Here is an 18,768-nt window from a genome sequence, read left to right as displayed (position 1 = left end):
AAGCCTTGCAGGCTCTATTTTATTGGGTAGCTTATGAAATTTACAGACATGGTTGAAAAAATCGCCACTGTTCATAAAGAGAGCATCATTAAATGGAAACAATCCGGCCTGCATCTGCGGGAAGAAGGGCTTTTAAGGCTCGTAGAGGAAAACCATGCTTTTAATTATCAACTCTGGCATGCCGAAGATCGGGCACGGCGCGATGATAAAGGCTATGAATTTGTCTACCGCGCAAAACGTGAAATAGATCATTACAATCAGCAGCGAAATAACCGCATGGAGGATATTGACCTTTGGTTTTACAACAGTCTTGAGCCGGCTTCTTCCTCAACCTGTACCGTACACTCGGAAACTCCCGGGATGATGATAGACAGGCTATCCATTCTTGCCCTAAAATCCTACCATATGAAATTGCAAACCGAACGCACCGACGTTAGCCAGGATCACCTGAACACTTGTGAAGCCAAACTGAATACCATCGAGGAACAACTGCGGCAACTGCAAGCATGTCTCTTGGGGTTGTTAGAAGAAATTAGCAATAAATCAAGAACCTTTAGAATCTATCGCCAGTTTAAAATGTATAATGATCCGAGCTTAAATCCCGAGCTTTATTGAGTTTCGAGCACTATGCCTCTTGATTCAGGATTGTCAGGGGGTTTGTCGACAAAAATTTGTTTGACCTGCTTCTTGGTATTAGAGAAAAAACTAAAGCGCGTGAAGCTAAAGAGAAAGGAACCAGAGGACTGCGTTTCGCCGCTCGATTCCTTTTGTTTGGACGAATTTATTGCCAAATTTAACTCAGGCAAATTACCCGTTTCACTCTTATCGCAGAATCCGCGAACATAAGCGCGCAGCGCCAAGGCAACGGCAAAAACCGTTGAGCTGAGGCAGGCGAGCCCAAACATTACTGGCGTATCATGATAGTGGCCGTCTTCGTCCCTCTCTTGCCAGGAATTAAAGGTATAATCCACAGATTTTTGGCCCTTGCCAACGCCTGAAAAAAAAGAACGTGCAACTTCAAACCATTCCTGAAAGAAAAACTGGGGGGAAGCATCGAGAACCAAGCTCTCATCAATCGCCTTGTATGAGCCAGAGATTTCCAGCTCATTGGCCCTGGCGATATAATCCTTAATCTGCTTTTCAGTTTCGCCAAATTTTTCTTTATGGGGTTTATGGTTTAAATGAAAATAGTTTTTAATCAGGGCATAGGCCATGAAACCTACCAGACAAGCCATGCCCAAAGCAACCGTGGCAATCACAAAAAAGGCAGGGAAAGCGGCAAAGCTCATGGCATAAATTGTCGCTGCCGCAAACATCATGCTTGTGATCACGCTATAAGCGGCCAACCCATCTCTTAAGCCCGATAAAGCGGCTGATTTATACGATAAATTTAATTCATGCTCGAGCTCATTCCTTTTTTCGATAAACTTATTCAATATATCTTTCAGTGGCTTACGGTTAGTTTTGGGCGCCTTGGAAACAGGTTGCTCGGAGCTTACCTGTAATTCAGCAAGCCGCTCTTTCAATTCTTTGCTGCACAGGACCAGCTCCGTTTTTATTTTGTTAACTTTTAATTCGCGCTGTGCTTCAAATTCTTCATACACCCTGCTGGCGATGCACGCAATGGTAATAATCACGCAACATACAGAAAGCGTGATAAAAACAGGAGGCGCCATGCTGGCGGCGCCAACCACACCCATATAGAGATACAAGCTGTCAATAAATCCGCTGTAAAACTGCGATAAAACCGCCATTGGCAGATTATTCTTCTGTTGCTGAATTTTCCCTTGCAGCTCCAAAAGCTTGTCGTAAATTTTTTTATCGAGCTTATCCAGGCTTTCAGCATCCTGAATTTGTTCCAAAATTTTTTTATAGGCTTTATTAATGCCCTTGCGCTCGTTGCGCACGCTTCGGTACCAAATACGATTCAGAACTGAAATGCCCCCTAACAACAGGCCTGTCGGCAAGATTAAAAAATTCAAGTCCTGGCCCACAAAGGCATTGGCCACCTGGAAAGCGCTGCGCACCCCCTTGTATGCGTTCTTTAACCCCTTTAAGGAATCTCGGCAATAAGGCCAGAGTACGGCGATATAACGTTTGAAGGTATTAAACTTATTCTGTACGCCGTCATCGGGCTTTAAGACATTGCCGAGCAGGGAAAAACCAATCAGGACGACGGCTTCTGACGCGGCGATTAACGCGCCAGAAGGCGAAACCATCCATTCATGCATTGCATCGGAGGAGGATTGCTGGTTGTTTGTGCAGAGAATGTCAAAGACATATTTCACCATGCTATAGGAAATACTCAAACCATCGAGAGCCCCGTACAGCGCATAGACTATTTTTGTTTTCTCTAACTCTTTGGCAAAGGATACGCAGCCGGCATGGAAAGTCTTGTTTCGGGAGGCGAAAACATCATTCGCTTTTGGCGTTTCGGAGTGGGGCCTCATGCAAATAACGTGCAATGATTAAGTTGCGCAAATTGTACAATCTATTGAAGACAATGGCAAGCATCCTTTCAAAATGAATCAAAATTAGCCAAAAATTACAGGCGCATCGATAATTTTATCACAATGAAGCGTTCAAATAACACAAAAATAATGACGGAATTCTTCCATTTACAGCGAGGTATGGGCATACTGTCGCGATGAATGAGACAGCAACAGGCCTATAGTTTTTTATTTTTGCTTTTTCAAATTACAAAATTGGAATCATGAACCAGGAAGTGTTGGGAGTGTGCATGCGACGAATTGTAAGTTATTTTTTTTTCTCATTATTGTTGATTGGACAAGCTGCCATGGCAAACAGTGAAAAAATAGTATACGGCTATATTGAAAAAGCAACGCTGGTCGAGAAGAATTTAACCTTGCCGGCCAAGTTGGATACGGGTGCAAAATCTGCCTCCTTGAATGCCGTGAACATCAAGGAAATTGAGATCGATGGCAAACCGTACCTAAATTTTATTGTGCCCAGCAAAGAAGGGGATATAGCCTTTACAGCCGAATATATTGGCGATGTTAATATCAAAGTCCGCGCAGGAGAAAAATTGGTGTATCCTGTATATAGGAAAGCCATTAAGCGCCCTGTTGTGCTAATGCGCTTAAGGCTTGCCGATAAGGAGCGAGCCATTCAGGTCAATCTGACCAACCGCAAGCGCTTTATTTATCCGCTTCTTCTAGGCAGGGACGCCATCATCGCGTTTAACGGCATCGTTGACCCCAGCCTGAAGTATACCCTTAATCCTAAAGAATCGAGCAAACCATGAATTCCACAAAACGGCATTTATATGGATTGATAATCACTTTGCTCCTGGTGGGAACCGGCATTCTGTTATACCGCCACTGGGTACTTGATGTACCGCTCACTGAGACTGAAGACATCAAAAGCTGGATGGTAGAGGCCAACCTGCGTTTTACTGCAGCACGAAATGTCCCGGTTAAGGCATCCTTCAGCATCCCGTATATGCCTCCAAACTACAGCCTTCTTGATGAATACTATATTTCCCAAAATTATGGCGTAACCACCAATCTTGGCGAATACAACCGCTATGCAGTATGGACGTTAAGGCGCGGCAGCGGCCCCCAGTCCTTGTATTATCGGGCGATTTTCCGGGAAACAGATACAAAAGACTCTCCCTTGCCCAAATCTCCCATAGTGAAGGTGAAGCCTGTGCCTGACAATCAAAAACCAGCTCTGGAAACCATCATCAATAAAGCCCGCCAGGCATCAGCCGATATACAGACATTTGCGCAAAGCGCTATCAAGGAGTTAAACAAAAAAGATGGCAATGCCCGCCTGCTGGTTGGCAATGAATTTACTGATGAAAACATAGTGAATGCCACCATCCTTGTGCTGAATCACGCCAAAATTTTTGCCATACCGGTCCAGGGCATTTATTTAAATCAACAAAGCAAGGCGGAGGTGAATTTTTTTCTTGCTGTGCACAATGAGAAGGAATGGATTTATCTTGACCCCCGTACAGGGGCCGCAGGCTTGCCCAAAAACTTCCTCATTTGGCATTACGGCGGCGAACCGCTGTACCAGGTTGCCGGCGGCAGAAAGCCGCAATTTAACTTCAGCGTTTCTGAAACCCCTATCAATGCATTAAGCATAGCAAAGGCAAGGGGCCTGCAGACTGAATCCGAGCTGCTCCGATTTTCTCTTCTTCAGCTTCCTGTCAATGTACAAGAAACCTATAAAATCCTGCTGACCGTCCCCATCGGCACGTTCATTATTCTGCTTTTGCGAAACTTTATTGGGTTAAGCACTTTCGGCACGTTCATGCCGGTACTGATTGCCCTCGCTTTTCGTGAAACCCATGTGTTCTGGGGAATCACGTTGTTTACGTTTATTGTCTCCTTTGGTCTTTTAGCAAGATTTTATCTCGATCAATTGCGCCTGCTGTTGGTTCCGAGATTAGCTGCCGTATTAACAGTCGTTATTCTGCTGATGATCTTTATCAGTGTCATGAGCCAAAACCTCGGTTTGGCATCCGGCCTATCGATTGCCTTATTCCCCATGGTCATACTGACCATGACGATTGAGCGGATGTGCATCACCTGGGATGAGCGCGGCGCTTATGAGGCAGTCAAGTCAGGCGTAGGGAGCCTGGTGGCCGCTGTAATTTGTTATATCGTGATGAGTTACCCCCCTCTCCAGTATTTATTCTTTGCCTTCCCTGAACTGCTGTTTATCCTTCTGGCATTTATCTTGTGGTTTGGGCAATATCGAGGTTACCGGCTATTTGAACTCTTCCGCTTTAAAGTTCTTGCGGAGATGAAATAATGTGGAAAATTTATCGCCGTTTGAAAAAACATGGCGTATTAAGCATTAACAGGCGCAACAGTGATTATGTTTTACGCTACAATAAACGAAAGTTTTACCCTCTGGTCGATGACAAGCTTAAAACCAAGCAGCTGGCGTTGAATGCAGGCATTGCCGTCCCGCCTTTGTATACCGTTATCGAGTCAGAACATCAAATCAAAAATATAGACGCTATTTTTAAACCTTACACTGATTTTGTCATTAAGCCGGCCAGAGGGGCGGGAGGAGACGGAATTATCGTTATAACGGATCGCGTCTTTGGCCGCTATCGGCAAATAAACGGCAGGTTATTGAGCACGCAGGAAATCAGCTACCATTTGTCCTGCCTGCTTTCTGGAGCCTACAGCCTCGGCGGTTATCCAGATTATGCCATCATTGAACACCGGGTCATTGTCGACCCGATCTTTGCCGCTGTAAGCTATGAGGGCATCCCTGATATCCGCGTTATCACCTTGCTTGGATACCCTGCGATGGCCATGCTCCGCTTGCCCACACGCATTTCAGGGGGTAAGGCGAACCTGCATCAGGGAGCAATTGGCACGGGAGTCAATCTGGCGAATGGAGTAACCTTAGGAGGCGTGTTTCATAACGATGCAATTGATTATCATCCAGATACGCTAAATTCCATTGTCGGCATCCAAATCCCATACTGGGATAAAATTTTAGAGATTGCTGCCAGTGCCTATGAATTAACAGCGCTTGGGTATCTGGGAGTTGACATCGTATTGGATAAAGAACACGGCCCCTTGATGCTGGAGCTTAATGCAAGGCCTGGTTTAAACATTCAAATAGCCAATAGAGAAGGCGTATTGCAGCGTTATAAAACGATTGAAGCGCGTGCACAACAGAATAAGGACGAATCCATAGAAGAGCGGGTGGCATTTAGCAGGCAAGCATTTGCCCGCTAAATTGAGAAGATAACTATCCCTGCAGGTTACGAATGCGCTGGGCTTCAATAACCAGATTTCTGAAATAGTCATAAGACATATAGAAATCGCCGCGATCCCCAAGTCGATCACCCCAGGAATTGCGCAGTGTCAATAATCCGCGATGCTCACGGCCATGATCATCAATAGCAACAGCATTGTCATCATAACCTGTAATGACCATTTCGTGGCCGCCAAATTCAGCGCCATGATTGATATCATCGATAATTTCAGGAGTCAAAACCCATGAGTCATACAAGGCGTTATGTTTACCCACAGCACCAGCCACGCCCAAATGGAAATCAACCAATAAAACCCCGAAAGTCATGCGATCTCCCTGACGGAGCGCTTTTTTTACATCTTCAAGCACTTTATCAGTATCAGTTTCCTGCAAAACGGCTTGATATACATCTAAAACCGGGGACCATGCCACCATATCATCAGGCATCGGCTCACTGATTTGATGATAGTCAAGCAAGGAAATTTCGGTTTCAGGATCCTCGCCATTTAGAGGATATTCTGTCAATCCGCCACATCCATGAGCCCTTTGATTCTCTTTGCTGACCAGGCCAAACATTTCCATCTGGTTTAAAACGATATGGCCAAAAGAACCATTCCAGCCACTTGGACTGTAAGCATTATTTTCAAAATGCCGGCCTAGCTGGAGCTGGCAAAGCTGGCTTAAATAATCGCCTTTATTCAATACCGCATCAATGGCGGCAGTGTTGGCAAAGGTAACGCAGGAGCCATGATTGCCCTGATCAAGAACGGGCACCCCGTTCATTCCCAACTGCACATTGGATGTCCCGTTGGTGAATAATGCTTTATCTTTGCGCAAATTCACATCGAGGCGATGTTTAAATGTTTGTTTTGCGCTATCGGAGAGTTGAATCTTCATGAGGGCGATTTCTTTTGCGGCTGGCGCGCTAAGTGCCGAACGGGCCTTAACGCCGGGTACAGTCACTGTCTGCTTAATCTCACCAACAATTTGGATGTCATTGTTGGCAAACGCACCGCCCCACGCAAACATCGCGAGATAACACAGTCGGGATATTTTCATACCTTAGCTCTCCATTTTTTGTTGAAAGTGAAGTATACCATATGTTTTAAAATTGTTCATCAAAATCCTTTTCCTGCAGCATGAAAAATAAAAAACCGCTTTAAGAACAATGCGTTATTGCATAATTTTAATCCCAGACCACGTAAACTGGCTATAGGCGCCAAGGGATTGGCAAACAAGGCTTTTAGAGTCTCCATCAGGGTAATCGTTTGCCACACAGCGTGCTTGCGCTGACGTTGATAAGCCTTGAGCAACTTATCCATAGAGTCCAGATGACAGGCTTTCTCTGTAATCTTAATCCAACTATTCAGATCTGCCAAACCAACATTCAAACCCAAACCTGCCAGGGGATGAATCGTATGAGCCGCATCGCCCATCAACAACCAGCGCCTGCCGCTGTATTGCTGTGCATGGCGCATGAAGAGGGGAAAGCAAAAGCGGGGGCTTTGGACGCAGCAGTCGCCGAGCTTTGCCGCAAACGCTTTTGTCAAATGCTGGTTAAAGAGCTCATCCGGCAAATTGAGCAGCCAATTTGCTTTTGCTTGAGCGGTAGACCAGACAATTGAACAGGTATTCTGATTTGCCAGGGGTAAAAAGGCCAAGGGGCCTTCGCGATTAAATACTTGATAAGCGGTATTTTGATGCGGTTTCTCGCAAAGAACCGTCGCCACCACAGCATGCTGATGATAAGGCCAGGTTGTAACAGGCACATTTAACAAGCTTCTTGTCGCGGACAAGGCGCCATCCGCCACAATGAGCAGCCTGGCTGCAACATGTCCTGACTTGCTCTGTATCATGACCTTATCCGTTTGCTCATCAACCGCATCCACCGCGCAGTGCGGATAAAAAACGACGTCCATTTCCTTGGCTTTCTGCAACAAGGCCTGCTTTATCGCCAATTCCTCAAGGATGACACCCAGGTAATCCCCGCCTATCATCCTTGAGTCGAAATCAATATGGGCAGACGTTTGTGCATCCCAGACATGCATCGCGCGATAAGGGGCAAGGCGTTTTTTTTCCAGGGATTGCCAAACCTCAAGTTCCTGCAGCAGCACTTGCGAGGCATGATTGACGGCAAAGACACGGGCGCTTTTGGAATCATTGACCGGATTTAAGGATCCCTTATCCATCACTGCAACGGAATAACAGCGCTTACGCATGGCAATAGCAGCGCTCAATCCAATAACACCGCCGCCGACGACCAGCACATCAAAAGGTTCGTTCATCATCACCTCATGTTTGAATTTTGCCGAACAAATGGGATTTTACAGGCCAAATCCGGTACAACTCCTGTAAAACCTGAAGCCAATCGCCGCAGCAACCGCTGCATGGCCGGAAAATTATCCAAAGCCAGAAGCCCTGCGCCCCGAATTAACCCAAGGGCAGGGTTGTTAAAAGAAAATAACCCGACCAAACCGTCGGTAAAATGAGTGATTGCAGTTTGATCAAAATGGCGCGCCTTTTGATATGAGTGCAGCATGGCTTCATTTAACCCGCGCTCGAGAATATATTGGGCAAGAAGGGCAACATCACGTAATCCCAGATTAAAACCTTGACCTGCCACAGGGTGCAGCGTATGAGCTGCATTGCCGATAAATACGAGAGGCCATGCATGCTGTATGGGCATAATCACCTGCCGCAAAGGATAGCAGTTCCTGTTGCCTGCTTTTATAAACCGCCCCAAACGATAACCGAATGCGTGTTGCAGCTGCCGTAGAAATTCTTGCTCCGGGGCGTCTCTCAATTCACCCGCAAGGGCAGGAGGGAGCGACCAGACAAGCGCTGCACGATTGGCAGACATTGGCAGCAACGCCAAGGGACCTGACGGGGTAAAGCGTTCATATGCCCAGTGCTCATGTGGCCTTGAGAGGCCAATATTGGCAACCAGGGCCTGATGGTCATATTTTTTTTCCCGTTTTGGCAATTGACATAGCTCCCGTGCCCTGGAGTCTGCGCCATCGGCTGCGACAATTAGAGCAGCCCTGATCGAAATTGATTGTCCCAGATGGTCAATCGTGGCCGTGCCGGTTTTGCGGTCAAGCGCTGTAAGCTCTGCGGGAGCCAGTAAATTTTGCGTTTCAAGCTTTTTACTTAAAGCATGCTGCAAGTACTGCATTTCAATCACAAAACCATGCGGATTTTTACCGCCTGCCTGCAATCTGGTACTGCCAAAGCGCCTTTGTTCCGAAACATGAATATGATGGATTGGACACACTTCTTTTTCAAGCTCCTCCCAAACACCAAGCATGCTCAAAATGCGCGTGCTGGCAACAGATAAAGCGAGAGTCCTGGCATCAAAATCGGGGCTTATCTTGACTGCCAGAGGTTGCTTGTCCACCAGTAAAGTTTGATACCCGGATCCTCGCAGGGCGAGCATTAAAGCGGCACCTGTCAAGCCGCCGCCTATAATCAGAACATCCACCTCTCGATTAGCCACGGATAAAAGCCTCAATTTCTGCAGCATCAGCCGGCAAATCGGCCGTTATATTTTCATGGCCATTCTCAGTTACCAGGATATCATCCTCGATACGAACCCCTATACCCGACCATTTGCGGTCAATATCTTTTATTTGCGGATGAATATAAAGGCCGGGCTCAACTGTCAACACCATGCCAGGCTCAAGGCGACGCCAGTCCCCGCCTTCTTTATAATTCCCGCTGTCATGAACATCAAGCCCCAGCCAATGGCCTGAACGGTGCATATAAAAAGGACGATAGGCTTCCTCTGCCAGCAAATCATCCACGCCCCCCTTGAGGATGCCAAGCTCAACAAGGCCTGTTGTTAGAATGCGCACGATAACCTGCTGAATATCATCCCAGCGGCAGCCCGGCCGGACAAGCTGAACACCCGCCTTGTGCGCCTCGCGCACCAATTCATAAATCTGGCGCTGCTCCGGGCTGAACTTGCCGCTTTTGGGGAAGGTTCTTGTGATGTCAGCGGCATAATTTTCATATTCTCCGCCGGCATCAATGAGAATGAGGTCATCGCGGGCCAAGGGCTGATTATTGGCGGTGTAGTGTAAAATGCAGGCGTTTTTTCCCCCTGCAACAATCGGATCATAAGCAACACTTCGGCACCCCCGACGCGTAAGCTCATAGATTAATTCCGCTTCAAGCTCATATTCATATTGCGCCTTACGGCAAGCCTGCATGGCGCGCTTGTGCGCATTAACCGAAATCGCAGCCGCCTTCTTCATGAGCCCAATTTCAGCAGCGCTTTTTACAAGACGCATTTCACCCAAAAGAGGCCCAAGATCATAAAACGCTTCCGGCGCCTTGTCCCCGCGTCTGGTTTGCTGCTTGACCAATTGCCAGGATTTAAAAATACGCTTTTCAAAAGCAGGGTACCGGCCTATGGGATAATAAATTGCTGTTCTTCCGGCGAGAAGCTCAGGCAAGCGCTCAGTTAAACTGTCCAGGGAAAAAGCCTCGTCAACGCCAAGCGTTGCGCAGGCATTCTCCTGCCCCAGTCGCTCTCCTGTCCACTGCTCCTGCGCCAGGTCTTTCGGCAGGTTGAACAAAACACTCTCGCCTTTGCCGGCGAAAACTGCAAGCAATGCATCTGGTTCATTAAAGCCTGTAAGATAATAAAAATCACTGTCCTGGCGGAAACGGTAATAGGCGTCTCCATTTCGCAGCACATCACTGGCTGCGGGGATAATGGCTACAGAGTCAGGTAGTATTTTCTGCGCCAGTTTACGCCTGCGTGCGAGAAATTCGTTACTTATAAGCATTGATCATCGCCTAGTGTGTTTTTTCCCGGTTTTTTTGAGTAATGCCCTGATCGTTGAGATCGCTGTATATACGCAAAACCGCCATGCGGGCATATTCACTCACTTCCATAAACGCAAACTCATCCCCTTCGCCCAGTTGAATGGATTCATAATCCAGTTTTGCAAACTCAGCAAGATGAGCCGCTGCATTTTGCGCTTCCTCTTCCTGATAATTGTCCAAACCAATGCCGCACGCTAAAAGCCCGCGGGTAAATCCCTCGCACCATTCACTGAACGCCTGCGCCCGTTCCACAAGGCTTGCCTCATCACCTGGAATCAATAATTGAAATCCAAAATCCAGAGAGACAATTTGCTGATAGCTTACTGAAAAAATATTAAACAATGCCAAAAAGGCATGTTTGTTTCCCGAACCTAAAGCGGGCGAAACCAGGGACTGCAGGTAGGCTTCCCCCTTTTGAATCTCACCCGCACAAAGATAACTGCATAAAATACCATGAATTTCGCTACCGGAAACAGGCAGGGATAAAGGCGCGATAGACTCACAAAAAGCATGGTAGTCCGGGAACTCTAAGTCTTGGTTATTCGTTGACATGGCTCAAGCTGCTCGATAATGCAAATATATATGATAACTGATTTGCTCAAACAAGCCAAAATTGCTACTATTTAAGCATCAAAACTTGGGGAACATCCCTCAATAGACCCTGAACCCAAGACAACTTTGGACACATATGACAAAGACAAAAAACTGTAGCATACGCATATTAAACAAGTCTTATGAAATCAAATGTCCTGAATCGGAAGCGGATCATTTAGAGCAAGCCGCCCACAAATTAAATAGCGAGCTCCTGGCAAAAAAGCAACAGTTCAAACACCTTGATGACTATCAGCTTCTATTACTGGCTGCCCTTCATTTAGGGCATGAATTAATCATCTGTCAGGAAGAACAAAATTTGCAACGCCAGCAGCTAACCCAATTCATTAACTCGCTTGAAAATAAAATCAATCAGGCCGCGGGAATTCCCCAGCAAAAAGAACTAATTGATTAAGCGCGCTTTCTCATCACTCATCCCATTGGCAATATGATTGCTTGCAGATGGTAAAATCAATGCTAATGTAATGGAATAGAATGGCAACCTGGGGACAAGGATGGCTGTATTAACCGTTTTTGTCTTAGGCGAAGCTGATAATAGCCTCATCACCTTCGATACTTTACTTTTATCCGCCTTGGAAGACTGTGCCGGTGAGCATATTCTCTTTGAAATCCAAAACAAAAATGAGCGCAAAACTCACGCCAAAACGCGCGCTGCCGCCAAAGAAATAATCCGCTGGCTGTCAAGGCAGGAAGGTACGGAAAACAGCATCAATCTGGCAACCTCAAACCATGCCGCCTTAACCGCTATTGAAATCGCCGATCGCTTGCATAAAATTGAGACTTATCTGGCAAGGCACCGTCCATTATTAAGTTCCGAGGGGATATCTTTACTTAAAAAACTCAACACCTTATCTATCAATATATTGGCCATGACTCAGGCAAAGGTTATTGATGGGAAAGATTCAGTTGTCATCCCTGCCAATGTAACCCGTTTCACTGCCATTTTGAACATGGACTCGCCTGAGAGCAGCATACAGCCGAATCAATTAACCCGCCTCCTTGCCGCATCCATCAAAACCCAACCTGTCCTGTTGCCTGTTTACGCGCCGCACATCGGCAGGAACGATGATGGCGACCAACAGTCAATCAGGTATTTTCATTATTTGCTCCACCAATGCCTGCATAAGAACGGCACCGCCCTTGAGCTGTACCCTTTGGAAAATATTGGCAGCGCGCGGCAGGGCAGCCGGAAATGGCTAAGAATCTGCTCCGAATACCATCATGAGATTGAGCGTCATTTTCAGGGTGAAAATTTCTTAGAAAACATGATCCGTTTTAATCACAATCTGGCTTTTTATGTTAGGCATGCAGACTTTTTTATTAATCAGTTGGAAAGAGAGTTATTTAAAATCGCTTATCCTAAAGTCTTTAACTTTTTATTCGAGAAAAACCTGTTTGATCGTCGTTTTCCCGATGACAGCATGAGCCATCCTGATGCAGTAGTTCAAGAATTGAAGCAATTAAAAAGAAATAATCCCCTCCTCTTTAAGAGGTTATGCCGGCATGAGCTGTGCCGTGATAAAGAGGGACTGATTCATGGCAGCCCCCAGGGGAACCATGCGCTGGAACCTTGCACAACGATCATGCAAATCCTGCCTTTTTTGCTCTCCAAGACATTCATGGCAAACCAGGAAGAGTTTGTGAAATTAGCCAGTTTGGAACAGGAAGTCTATCAGCTGACTTTTGGTTATGAGAATAAACCGTCACGATTAAGCATTTTTTCCGAACGAAGACAGGCTCATAAAACAAAAACCATTCGCGAGGAAGTACAAAAAATCATTCATGAGCCCCCTGCAACGCCTGCGATAAAGCAGCAGAAAATTCTAGACAGCCTGGAAAACCATTATATGCATCTGTTAAAAGCCAACAGCAATAGCGAATTGTTATCTCTTTTAAAACGATGCCTGAAGCGCCACGGCAGGCGCTATCAAACCCGTCAAACCCCGCTGCCCAAGGAAATCCTCGCGGGATTCGTCAAGGGCTTATTTGATCTTTTGAAAGAAACCATCAGCTTTATTGGCCATTTGGGCTACGTGGGGGGCGATATTTTAGGCGCCGCCGGGCAAGCTTTGGAAAATTTTGGAAAAAAAACCAATGCCGCTTTGGGGAGGCTTGGGTATAACCCTTTGAAATATCTTGCTGCAGCGCTTGCCTGGCTTATCCAGGGAATTGGGTTTGCGCTTAAGGCAAACCTTGGCCTTAAACCCATATGCAATACCGTAACTTCCGGCATCCGGACTATCCGTGATGCAGCCGTAATCGCCATACGCGCCCCTGAAATTAAGCATGAGCGAAATGATGATGAAGATGTGGCGGAGCATCCTTGCACTGTATGAATAAGGCCTTGATTTTATTGACATTCATCTGCCGTCATCAGTCTTTTTCTTGGGTATTGACCTGCAATAACGATACATTTTGCAAGCCGCGGGGAAGCCTGTGCCCCCTGCGCCCGCGCTCGCCTTGATAATGCGAAAGGTCGGCCTCTTTCAGGGTGAAATGACGTTTGCCCGCAAAAATGGTCAAAATATCACCCGGAGCCAATACCTGGATGTCGGCCACATATTCTTCCCGCAGCTGAGATTTCACTGCCGGTATATTGATTAATTTATTGCCTTTGCCCCGGGCCAGCTCTGGCAATTCTTGCACAGGGAAAATCAACAAGCGGCCGGAGCTCGTCGCGCAGGCAACTTGTGCCTGTTCTTTATTTTGAATCAGGCGGGGCGGCAGCATAAGGCTGTTTTCGGGAAGCTTAAGGCAGGTTTTGCCATTGCGGTTTTTAACATACAGTTCTTTTAGCCGGGTAATGAATCCATATCCTGCGTCAGACGCCAGCAAGACCCAGTCTTCCGGCTCACCGCTGATTAGGTGCGCAAAAGTCATGCCGTCCGCCGGGTTTAACTTGCCGGTAAGCGGCTCGCCCTGGCCGCGCGCCGAGGGCAGGGTATGGCCAGGCAAAGCATAAACTTTTCCTTCTGAATCAAAAAACAGAACTTGTTGATTGGTACGGGCATTGGTTTGGGCCCTAAACTCGTCTCCCGCTTTATAACTTAAATCGCATCCATTGATATCATGTCCTTTTGCAGCACGCACCCAGCCCTTTTGCGAGAGGATAACCGTGATGGGCTCATTAGGCAGGATATCCTCTTCCTTTAAGGCTTGGGAATCTTCGCGCTCCACGATGGCAGACAGGCGTTCATTGCCAAAACGGTCTCTATCCGACGCGATTTCCTGCTTCACGAGCGACCGTAAGCGTTTTTCTGAAGACAAGGTTGCCTGCAGGTAATCGCGCTCTTCCTCCAAGTCATGCTTTTCTGCTGTGAGCCTGATTTCTTCAAGCCTTGCCAAATGCCTAAGCTTGGTTTCCAAAATGGCATCTGCCTGGCGTTCACTGAGGTTAAACCGGGCCATTAAGGCAAGCTTTGGTTCATCGGCCTCACGAATGATGGCTATTACCTCATCAATGTTTAAATAGGCAATCAGCAATCCTTCTACAACATGAAGCCTGTCTAGCACCTTATCCAAACGGTGCTGGAGACGCCTTTTAACTGTTTGCAAACGAAAAACCAGCCACTCATTGAGTATTTCCAATAAATTTTTAACCTTGGGCTTTCCGTCAAGGCCTATCAGATTAAAGTTGGCGCGATAGTTGCGCTCCAAATCAGTTGTGGCAAATAAATGGAGCATTAAGCCATCTAAATCAACCCGGCTTGATCTCGGTACAATCACCAGGCGGGTCGGGTGCTCATGATCAGACTCATCGCGAATATCTTCAACCATAGGAAGCTTTTTCTGCTGCATTTGGGCCGCAATCTGCTCAAGAATCCTCGCGCCAGAAACCTGGTACGGCAGAGCGGTGATGACAACCTGATGCTTTTCTATAGCATAAACAGCACGCATTTTGATGGAGCCTGTGCCATTGCGATAAATCTCGGCTATAGATTGGCGAGGCGTGATGATCTCGGCCCGACTCGGAAAATCAGGGCCTTGAATATAGTTTAAAACCTGTACTAAATCGGCACCGGGATGATCAAGAAGATGGATGCAGGCATCAGCTACCTCAACGAGGTTATGGGGCAGTATATCGGATGCCATGCCTACTGCTATCCCGGTTGCCCCGTTCAGCAACACATTAGGCAACCTCGCGGGCAAAAGGGCAGGCTCCTTGAGTGTCGCGTCAAAATTATCCACCCAGTCGACAGTTCCCTGCTGCAACTCAGATAACAAAACATCAGCGTATGCCGAAAGGCGGGCTTCCGTATAACGCATGGCGGCGAACGATTTGGGATCGTCTGCAGAACCCCAGTTACCTTGTCCGTCAACCAAGGGATAGCGGTAGGAAAATGGCTGCGCCATCAATACCATGGCTTCATAACAGGCTGAATCACCGTGCGGGTGAAACTTACCCAACACGTCACCTACGGTGCGGGCAGATTTTTTATACTTTGCCGATGCCTTAAGGCCCAGCTCTGACATGGCATATACAATACGCCGCTGTACCGGCTTAAAACCATCTGCAATGTGCGGCAGCGCGCGATCCAGAATGACATACATGGAATAATCAAGATAAGCCTTTTCTGTAAATTCGGTCAGCGGTTTTCGTTCAATCACATCATGCATAGCGTTCAGGCCCTGGTGTATAAAGATTTTTCATCCATTCTAGCAAAAAATAACCCAATAAAGGTAACTGTAAAAAAGGAATTTCCCGCCCGCAAGCCACTGCTTTTTTTCAGGATTACCAGGATGCTTCATGCTGGCTCTTTGTGGATAACTTTATGAGTTTTGTTTAGCCCTGAGGATCACAAAACATAACCCATTGATTTTTAAAAATTTTATAAAAAGAATGTGAATGACACCCCATGCATGTCTGTGGATAACTTTGTGGAATAACAGGTATAATCTTAATAAGTATTTGTAAACACTTTAAAAATTTATTATGTCAGTACTATGCAGTATTTTATTTTTTCTTCTTAATGACAAAACACTGGTGAATTTTTTTGTTGCGTTTAAAATCCGGATCAATGGTTTCGGCGCTAATATCCTGCACGTCAAATTGGCTGCTGACCAATGGCGACAATTTAAACTTTCTGAGGTTGGTAGAAAAATATAAAGTGCCATCCTCTTGCAGCAAACGCACAGCGCTTGCAATCAGTGAGTCCTGATCGCGCTGGATATCAAGCGTTCCCTGCATGCGTTTGGAGTTGGAAAAACTCGGCGGGTCAAGGAATATCACATCGAACCGTTCCCGGCAAATTTTAAGCCATTGCAGGCAATCCTGTTGAATAAACTGGTGCCGATTTAAGCCAAGCTCATTCAGTTTAAAATTACGTTCTGCCCAATGAATGTATGTCCTCGATAAATCTACATTTGTTGTATGCGCGCCAGCCAATGCCGCATGCACGCTTGCAGCCGCCGTATAGCAGAAACAATTTAAAAACCGGGTGCCGGCCGGCAGGCTTGCAAATCGCAGGCGCAATGGGCGGTGATCCAGGAACAAGCCGGTATCGAGGTAATCATAAAGGTTAACATAAAATCTTGCCTTGCCTTCGCGAACGATTATATTCTGCCCGCTTTGGCTGATTTTCTGATACTGGTTGCTGCCTTTTTGCTGTTTTCGCTGCTTGACAACCAAATTACCGGGAGAAATATTCAATATCCTCGGCACCACTTGCAATACATCAAGGCTTCTCCGTTCAGCTTTATGTTTCGGCACGGTAGCCGGAGGGGCATACTCCTGCAACACGGCATAATCTTCATAAATATCAATGGCGAAAGCATACTCAGGCAAATCATGATCATAAACACGATAACAATGAATATCATTTCGTTTCGCCCATTTTTGCAAATGTTGGAAATTTTTCTGCAGGCGATTGGCAAACATTTGCGCCTCGGCCGACCATTGCCCGCTTCCTTTTAACCGGTTATCGGCGAGGTGAACGCAGTATAGCTTGCACTCCAATGGACCGTTGTAAATTGTATATTGTTTATGCGATCTTAAACCTGTAGCCTTGGCCAGCATGGGATTTGAAGTCAGAAACGCCATTTCCCAACCTGGATAATGTTCATGCATCGCTTGCCCCATCTGTTGGTAAAGCGGCACCAACGGTAAAGCATCGCCCAGGCGCTCGCCATAGGGAGGATTGCAAATGACAAGTCCTTTTTTATCCTGTGCTCTGCATTCGGAGAGTTCTTTAAGGGCAAATTCCACCAAGCGGCTGACGCCGGCTGACTCGGCATTGGCTTTTGCAGCTTCAATCATTTTGGCATTGCTGTCGGTGCCTATAAGCTTAAGCTTAACGGGGCTCACCTGCTTTAATGCCTGGTTGCGCATCTTCTCCCAAAGCGTCGGCTGATGCATCGCCCAATGATTCAATGATTGATCCGCACGCAACAGCCCGGGCGCAATATGAGCCGCCATCATAGCCGCTTCAATCACGAGGGTGCCTGAGCCGCAAAAAGGATCATGCAGGGCATAGCCAAGCAGCGCGAGTTTCGGCCATTGCGCGCGAATCAGCATGGCAGCTGCCACATTTTCTTTTAACGGGGCAGCTCCTGCCTGTTTGCGGTAACCGCGCTGATGCAGGCTATAGCCTGTTAAATCAAAGCTGACTGTCAGGGTATCATGCTTCAAATGAGCATGGAGGAGAATTTGCGGCTTCTCGCGTTCTACAGAAGGTCTTTTATTTTGCAGTTTGCGGAAATGATCCGCTATGGCATCTTTTACAACCTGGGCGCCATACATTGAATTGCGGATTTGCGCGGTTGTTCCATGAAACTCGATAGCCAGAGTCTTATCTGCCGAAAACACAGTCTGCCAGGCAAATTGGTGGCAAAGCTTATAGAGCGTTTGCTCATTGTGCGCGTGTCCGCTGAATAGGATCAGCTGCACCCGGTTTGCTAACCGAGACCAAAGGCAAAGCTGATAAACCGTTGCTAAATTTGCCTCGCCATAAACCCCCTGGGGGCTCACGCGCGTCACCTGCAACCCAAGGCCTTTGACTTCTTCTTCAAGGAGATATTCGAGTCCCTTAGGGCAACTCACGAATAAGGAAAATTTCATTGTAAATATGTCCTCAAATAGCGAAACAGCGCTTTTTGCGCTCCTTTTTGCTGGACGAGATTTTGCTCAGAAACCGCTTTTTTGATTAAAAGCCGTAACTGTTGAATATCTTCTGGCTGATACTGGGCAATGAATTCAGTCAAAGCTTCCTTCCCGCCATGGATTAATTTCTCCCGCCAAAGCTCGGCCTCATGAAACGCTGCCGTCTGCGCCTTGCTTTCAGCCATTAACTCATCATAAGCGGCAAGGATGGCATCGCTGTCTGCTGCGCGCATTAATTTGCCAATCAGCTGAGCTTGCCGCCTTATCGCGCCGTGGCCGCGCAATGCCTTGGCATCCAGAATGGCTTTTCTTAGCGGTTCAGAGAGCGGCAATTTATCGAGTTTATCCACACTGAGGGCTACAAATTTCACACCGATTTTTTGCAATGCGTCTGCTTCGCGCTTCTTTTGAGTTTTACTTTTCGGCTCGTCCATTACATCTTTTCTTTAAAAAATATTGCTGATTATATACTT

At 46.8% G+C, this 18,768-nt stretch carries 15 protein-coding genes; 6 read left to right on the top strand and 9 right to left on the bottom strand.

The genetic code is table 11. From position 1 onward, the window contains the following. The first annotated feature begins 33 nt into the window (after nt 1–33). A complete protein-coding gene (locus tag Llon_RS04975) occupies nt 34–615 on the top strand; it encodes a DUF4254 domain-containing protein (RefSeq protein ID WP_058528952.1) in 582 nt (193 codons plus the stop codon). Here the strand turns inward: Llon_RS04975 and Llon_RS04970 are convergent. Further along, nucleotides 609–2,450, bottom strand: a complete 1,842-nt coding sequence (locus tag Llon_RS04970) for a hypothetical protein (protein ID WP_058528951.1) — start codon at nt 2,448–2,450, stop codon at nt 609–611. The two genes, Llon_RS04975 and Llon_RS04970, sit on opposite strands and share 7 nt — an antisense overlap. A 290-nt stretch (nt 2,451–2,740) precedes the next feature. On the opposite strand from Llon_RS04970, the gene Llon_RS04965 reads away from it, so the two are divergent. Genes Llon_RS04965 through Llon_RS04955 form a run of 3 tightly spaced genes read left to right on the top strand, consistent with a single transcriptional unit; the run spans nt 2,741 to nt 5,732 of the window. Continuing rightward, the gene (locus tag Llon_RS04965; protein ID WP_058528950.1) at nt 2,741–3,265 is read left to right on the top strand and encodes an ATP-dependent zinc protease family protein; all 525 of its coding nucleotides are present in this window, start codon (nt 2,741–2,743) and stop codon (nt 3,263–3,265) included. Next, the gene (locus tag Llon_RS04960; RefSeq protein WP_058528949.1) at nt 3,262–4,785 is read left to right on the top strand and encodes an inactive transglutaminase family protein; all 1,524 of its coding nucleotides are present in this window, start codon (nt 3,262–3,264) and stop codon (nt 4,783–4,785) included. The genes Llon_RS04965 and Llon_RS04960 overlap by 4 nt, the downstream gene beginning before the upstream one ends. Continuing rightward, nucleotides 4,785–5,732, top strand: coding sequence for an alpha-L-glutamate ligase-like protein (locus tag Llon_RS04955; protein WP_058528948.1), 948 nt, complete (start codon nt 4,785–4,787; stop codon nt 5,730–5,732). Before Llon_RS04960 ends, Llon_RS04955 begins: the two co-directional genes overlap by 1 nt. A gap of 13 nt (nt 5,733–5,745) precedes the next feature. On the opposite strand, the gene Llon_RS04950 is transcribed toward Llon_RS04955, so the two are convergent. The 5 genes from Llon_RS04950 to Llon_RS04930 are packed head-to-tail and all read right to left on the bottom strand — an operon-like array spanning nt 5,746 to nt 11,136. Continuing rightward, nucleotides 5,746–6,810: a C1 family peptidase gene (locus Llon_RS04950; RefSeq protein ID WP_058528947.1), complete on the bottom strand. Its 1,065-nt coding sequence runs from the start codon at nt 6,808–6,810 to the stop codon at nt 5,746–5,748. A 59-nt stretch (nt 6,811–6,869) separates the two neighbouring features. Next, the gene (locus tag Llon_RS04945) at nt 6,870–8,036 is read right to left on the bottom strand and encodes an FAD-dependent monooxygenase (RefSeq protein ID WP_058528946.1); all 1,167 of its coding nucleotides are present in this window, start codon (nt 8,034–8,036) and stop codon (nt 6,870–6,872) included. 2 nt (nt 8,037–8,038) lie between these two features. Next, nucleotides 8,039–9,247, bottom strand: coding sequence for an FAD-dependent monooxygenase (locus Llon_RS04940; RefSeq protein WP_058529105.1), 1,209 nt, complete (start codon nt 9,245–9,247; stop codon nt 8,039–8,041). Continuing rightward, nucleotides 9,240–10,544, bottom strand: coding sequence for a Xaa-Pro aminopeptidase (pepP, locus tag Llon_RS04935; RefSeq protein WP_058528945.1), 1,305 nt, complete (start codon nt 10,542–10,544; stop codon nt 9,240–9,242). Before pepP ends, Llon_RS04940 begins: the two co-directional genes overlap by 8 nt. 10 nt (nt 10,545–10,554) lie before the next feature. Further along, nucleotides 10,555–11,136 (bottom strand): UPF0149 family protein, encoded by a 582-nt coding sequence (locus Llon_RS04930; protein WP_058528944.1) that lies wholly within the window; start codon nt 11,134–11,136, stop codon nt 10,555–10,557. A 136-nt stretch (nt 11,137–11,272) separates the two neighbouring features. Here Llon_RS04930 and Llon_RS04925 point away from each other — a divergent pair, with 136 nt between their 5' ends. Next, the gene (locus tag Llon_RS04925) at nt 11,273–11,590 is read left to right on the top strand and encodes a cell division protein ZapA (RefSeq protein WP_058528943.1); all 318 of its coding nucleotides are present in this window, start codon (nt 11,273–11,275) and stop codon (nt 11,588–11,590) included. A 100-nt stretch (nt 11,591–11,690) separates the two neighbouring features. Next, nucleotides 11,691–13,532 (top strand): DUF5621 domain-containing protein, encoded by a 1,842-nt coding sequence (locus Llon_RS04920; RefSeq protein ID WP_058528942.1) that lies wholly within the window; start codon nt 11,691–11,693, stop codon nt 13,530–13,532. Nucleotides 13,533–13,569: 37 nt separating this feature from the next. Here the strand turns inward: Llon_RS04920 and parC are convergent, their stop codons facing one another. From parC to yjgA, 3 genes are all read right to left on the bottom strand, one after another. Further along, the gene (parC, locus tag Llon_RS04915; protein WP_115336804.1) at nt 13,570–15,813 is read right to left on the bottom strand and encodes a DNA topoisomerase IV subunit A; all 2,244 of its coding nucleotides are present in this window, start codon (nt 15,811–15,813) and stop codon (nt 13,570–13,572) included. Nucleotides 15,814–16,150: 337 nt separating this feature from the next. Continuing rightward, a complete protein-coding gene (gene rlmKL / locus Llon_RS04910) occupies nt 16,151–18,253 on the bottom strand; it encodes a bifunctional 23S rRNA (guanine(2069)-N(7))-methyltransferase RlmK/23S rRNA (guanine(2445)-N(2))-methyltransferase RlmL (RefSeq protein ID WP_058528940.1) in 2,103 nt (700 codons plus the stop codon). Beyond that, a complete protein-coding gene (yjgA, locus tag Llon_RS04905) occupies nt 18,250–18,729 on the bottom strand; it encodes a ribosome biogenesis factor YjgA (RefSeq protein WP_058528939.1) in 480 nt (159 codons plus the stop codon). Before yjgA ends, rlmKL begins: the two co-directional genes overlap by 4 nt. Nucleotides 18,730–18,768: the final 39 nt, after the last annotated feature.

Source organism: Legionella londiniensis, from assembly GCF_001467825.1.
GTDB classification, from domain to species: Bacteria; Pseudomonadota; Gammaproteobacteria; order Legionellales; family Legionellaceae; genus Legionella_A; species Legionella_A londiniensis.
The sequence above is the reverse complement of the archived record's forward strand: the minus strand, read 5'-3'. Positions and strand labels throughout refer to the sequence as shown.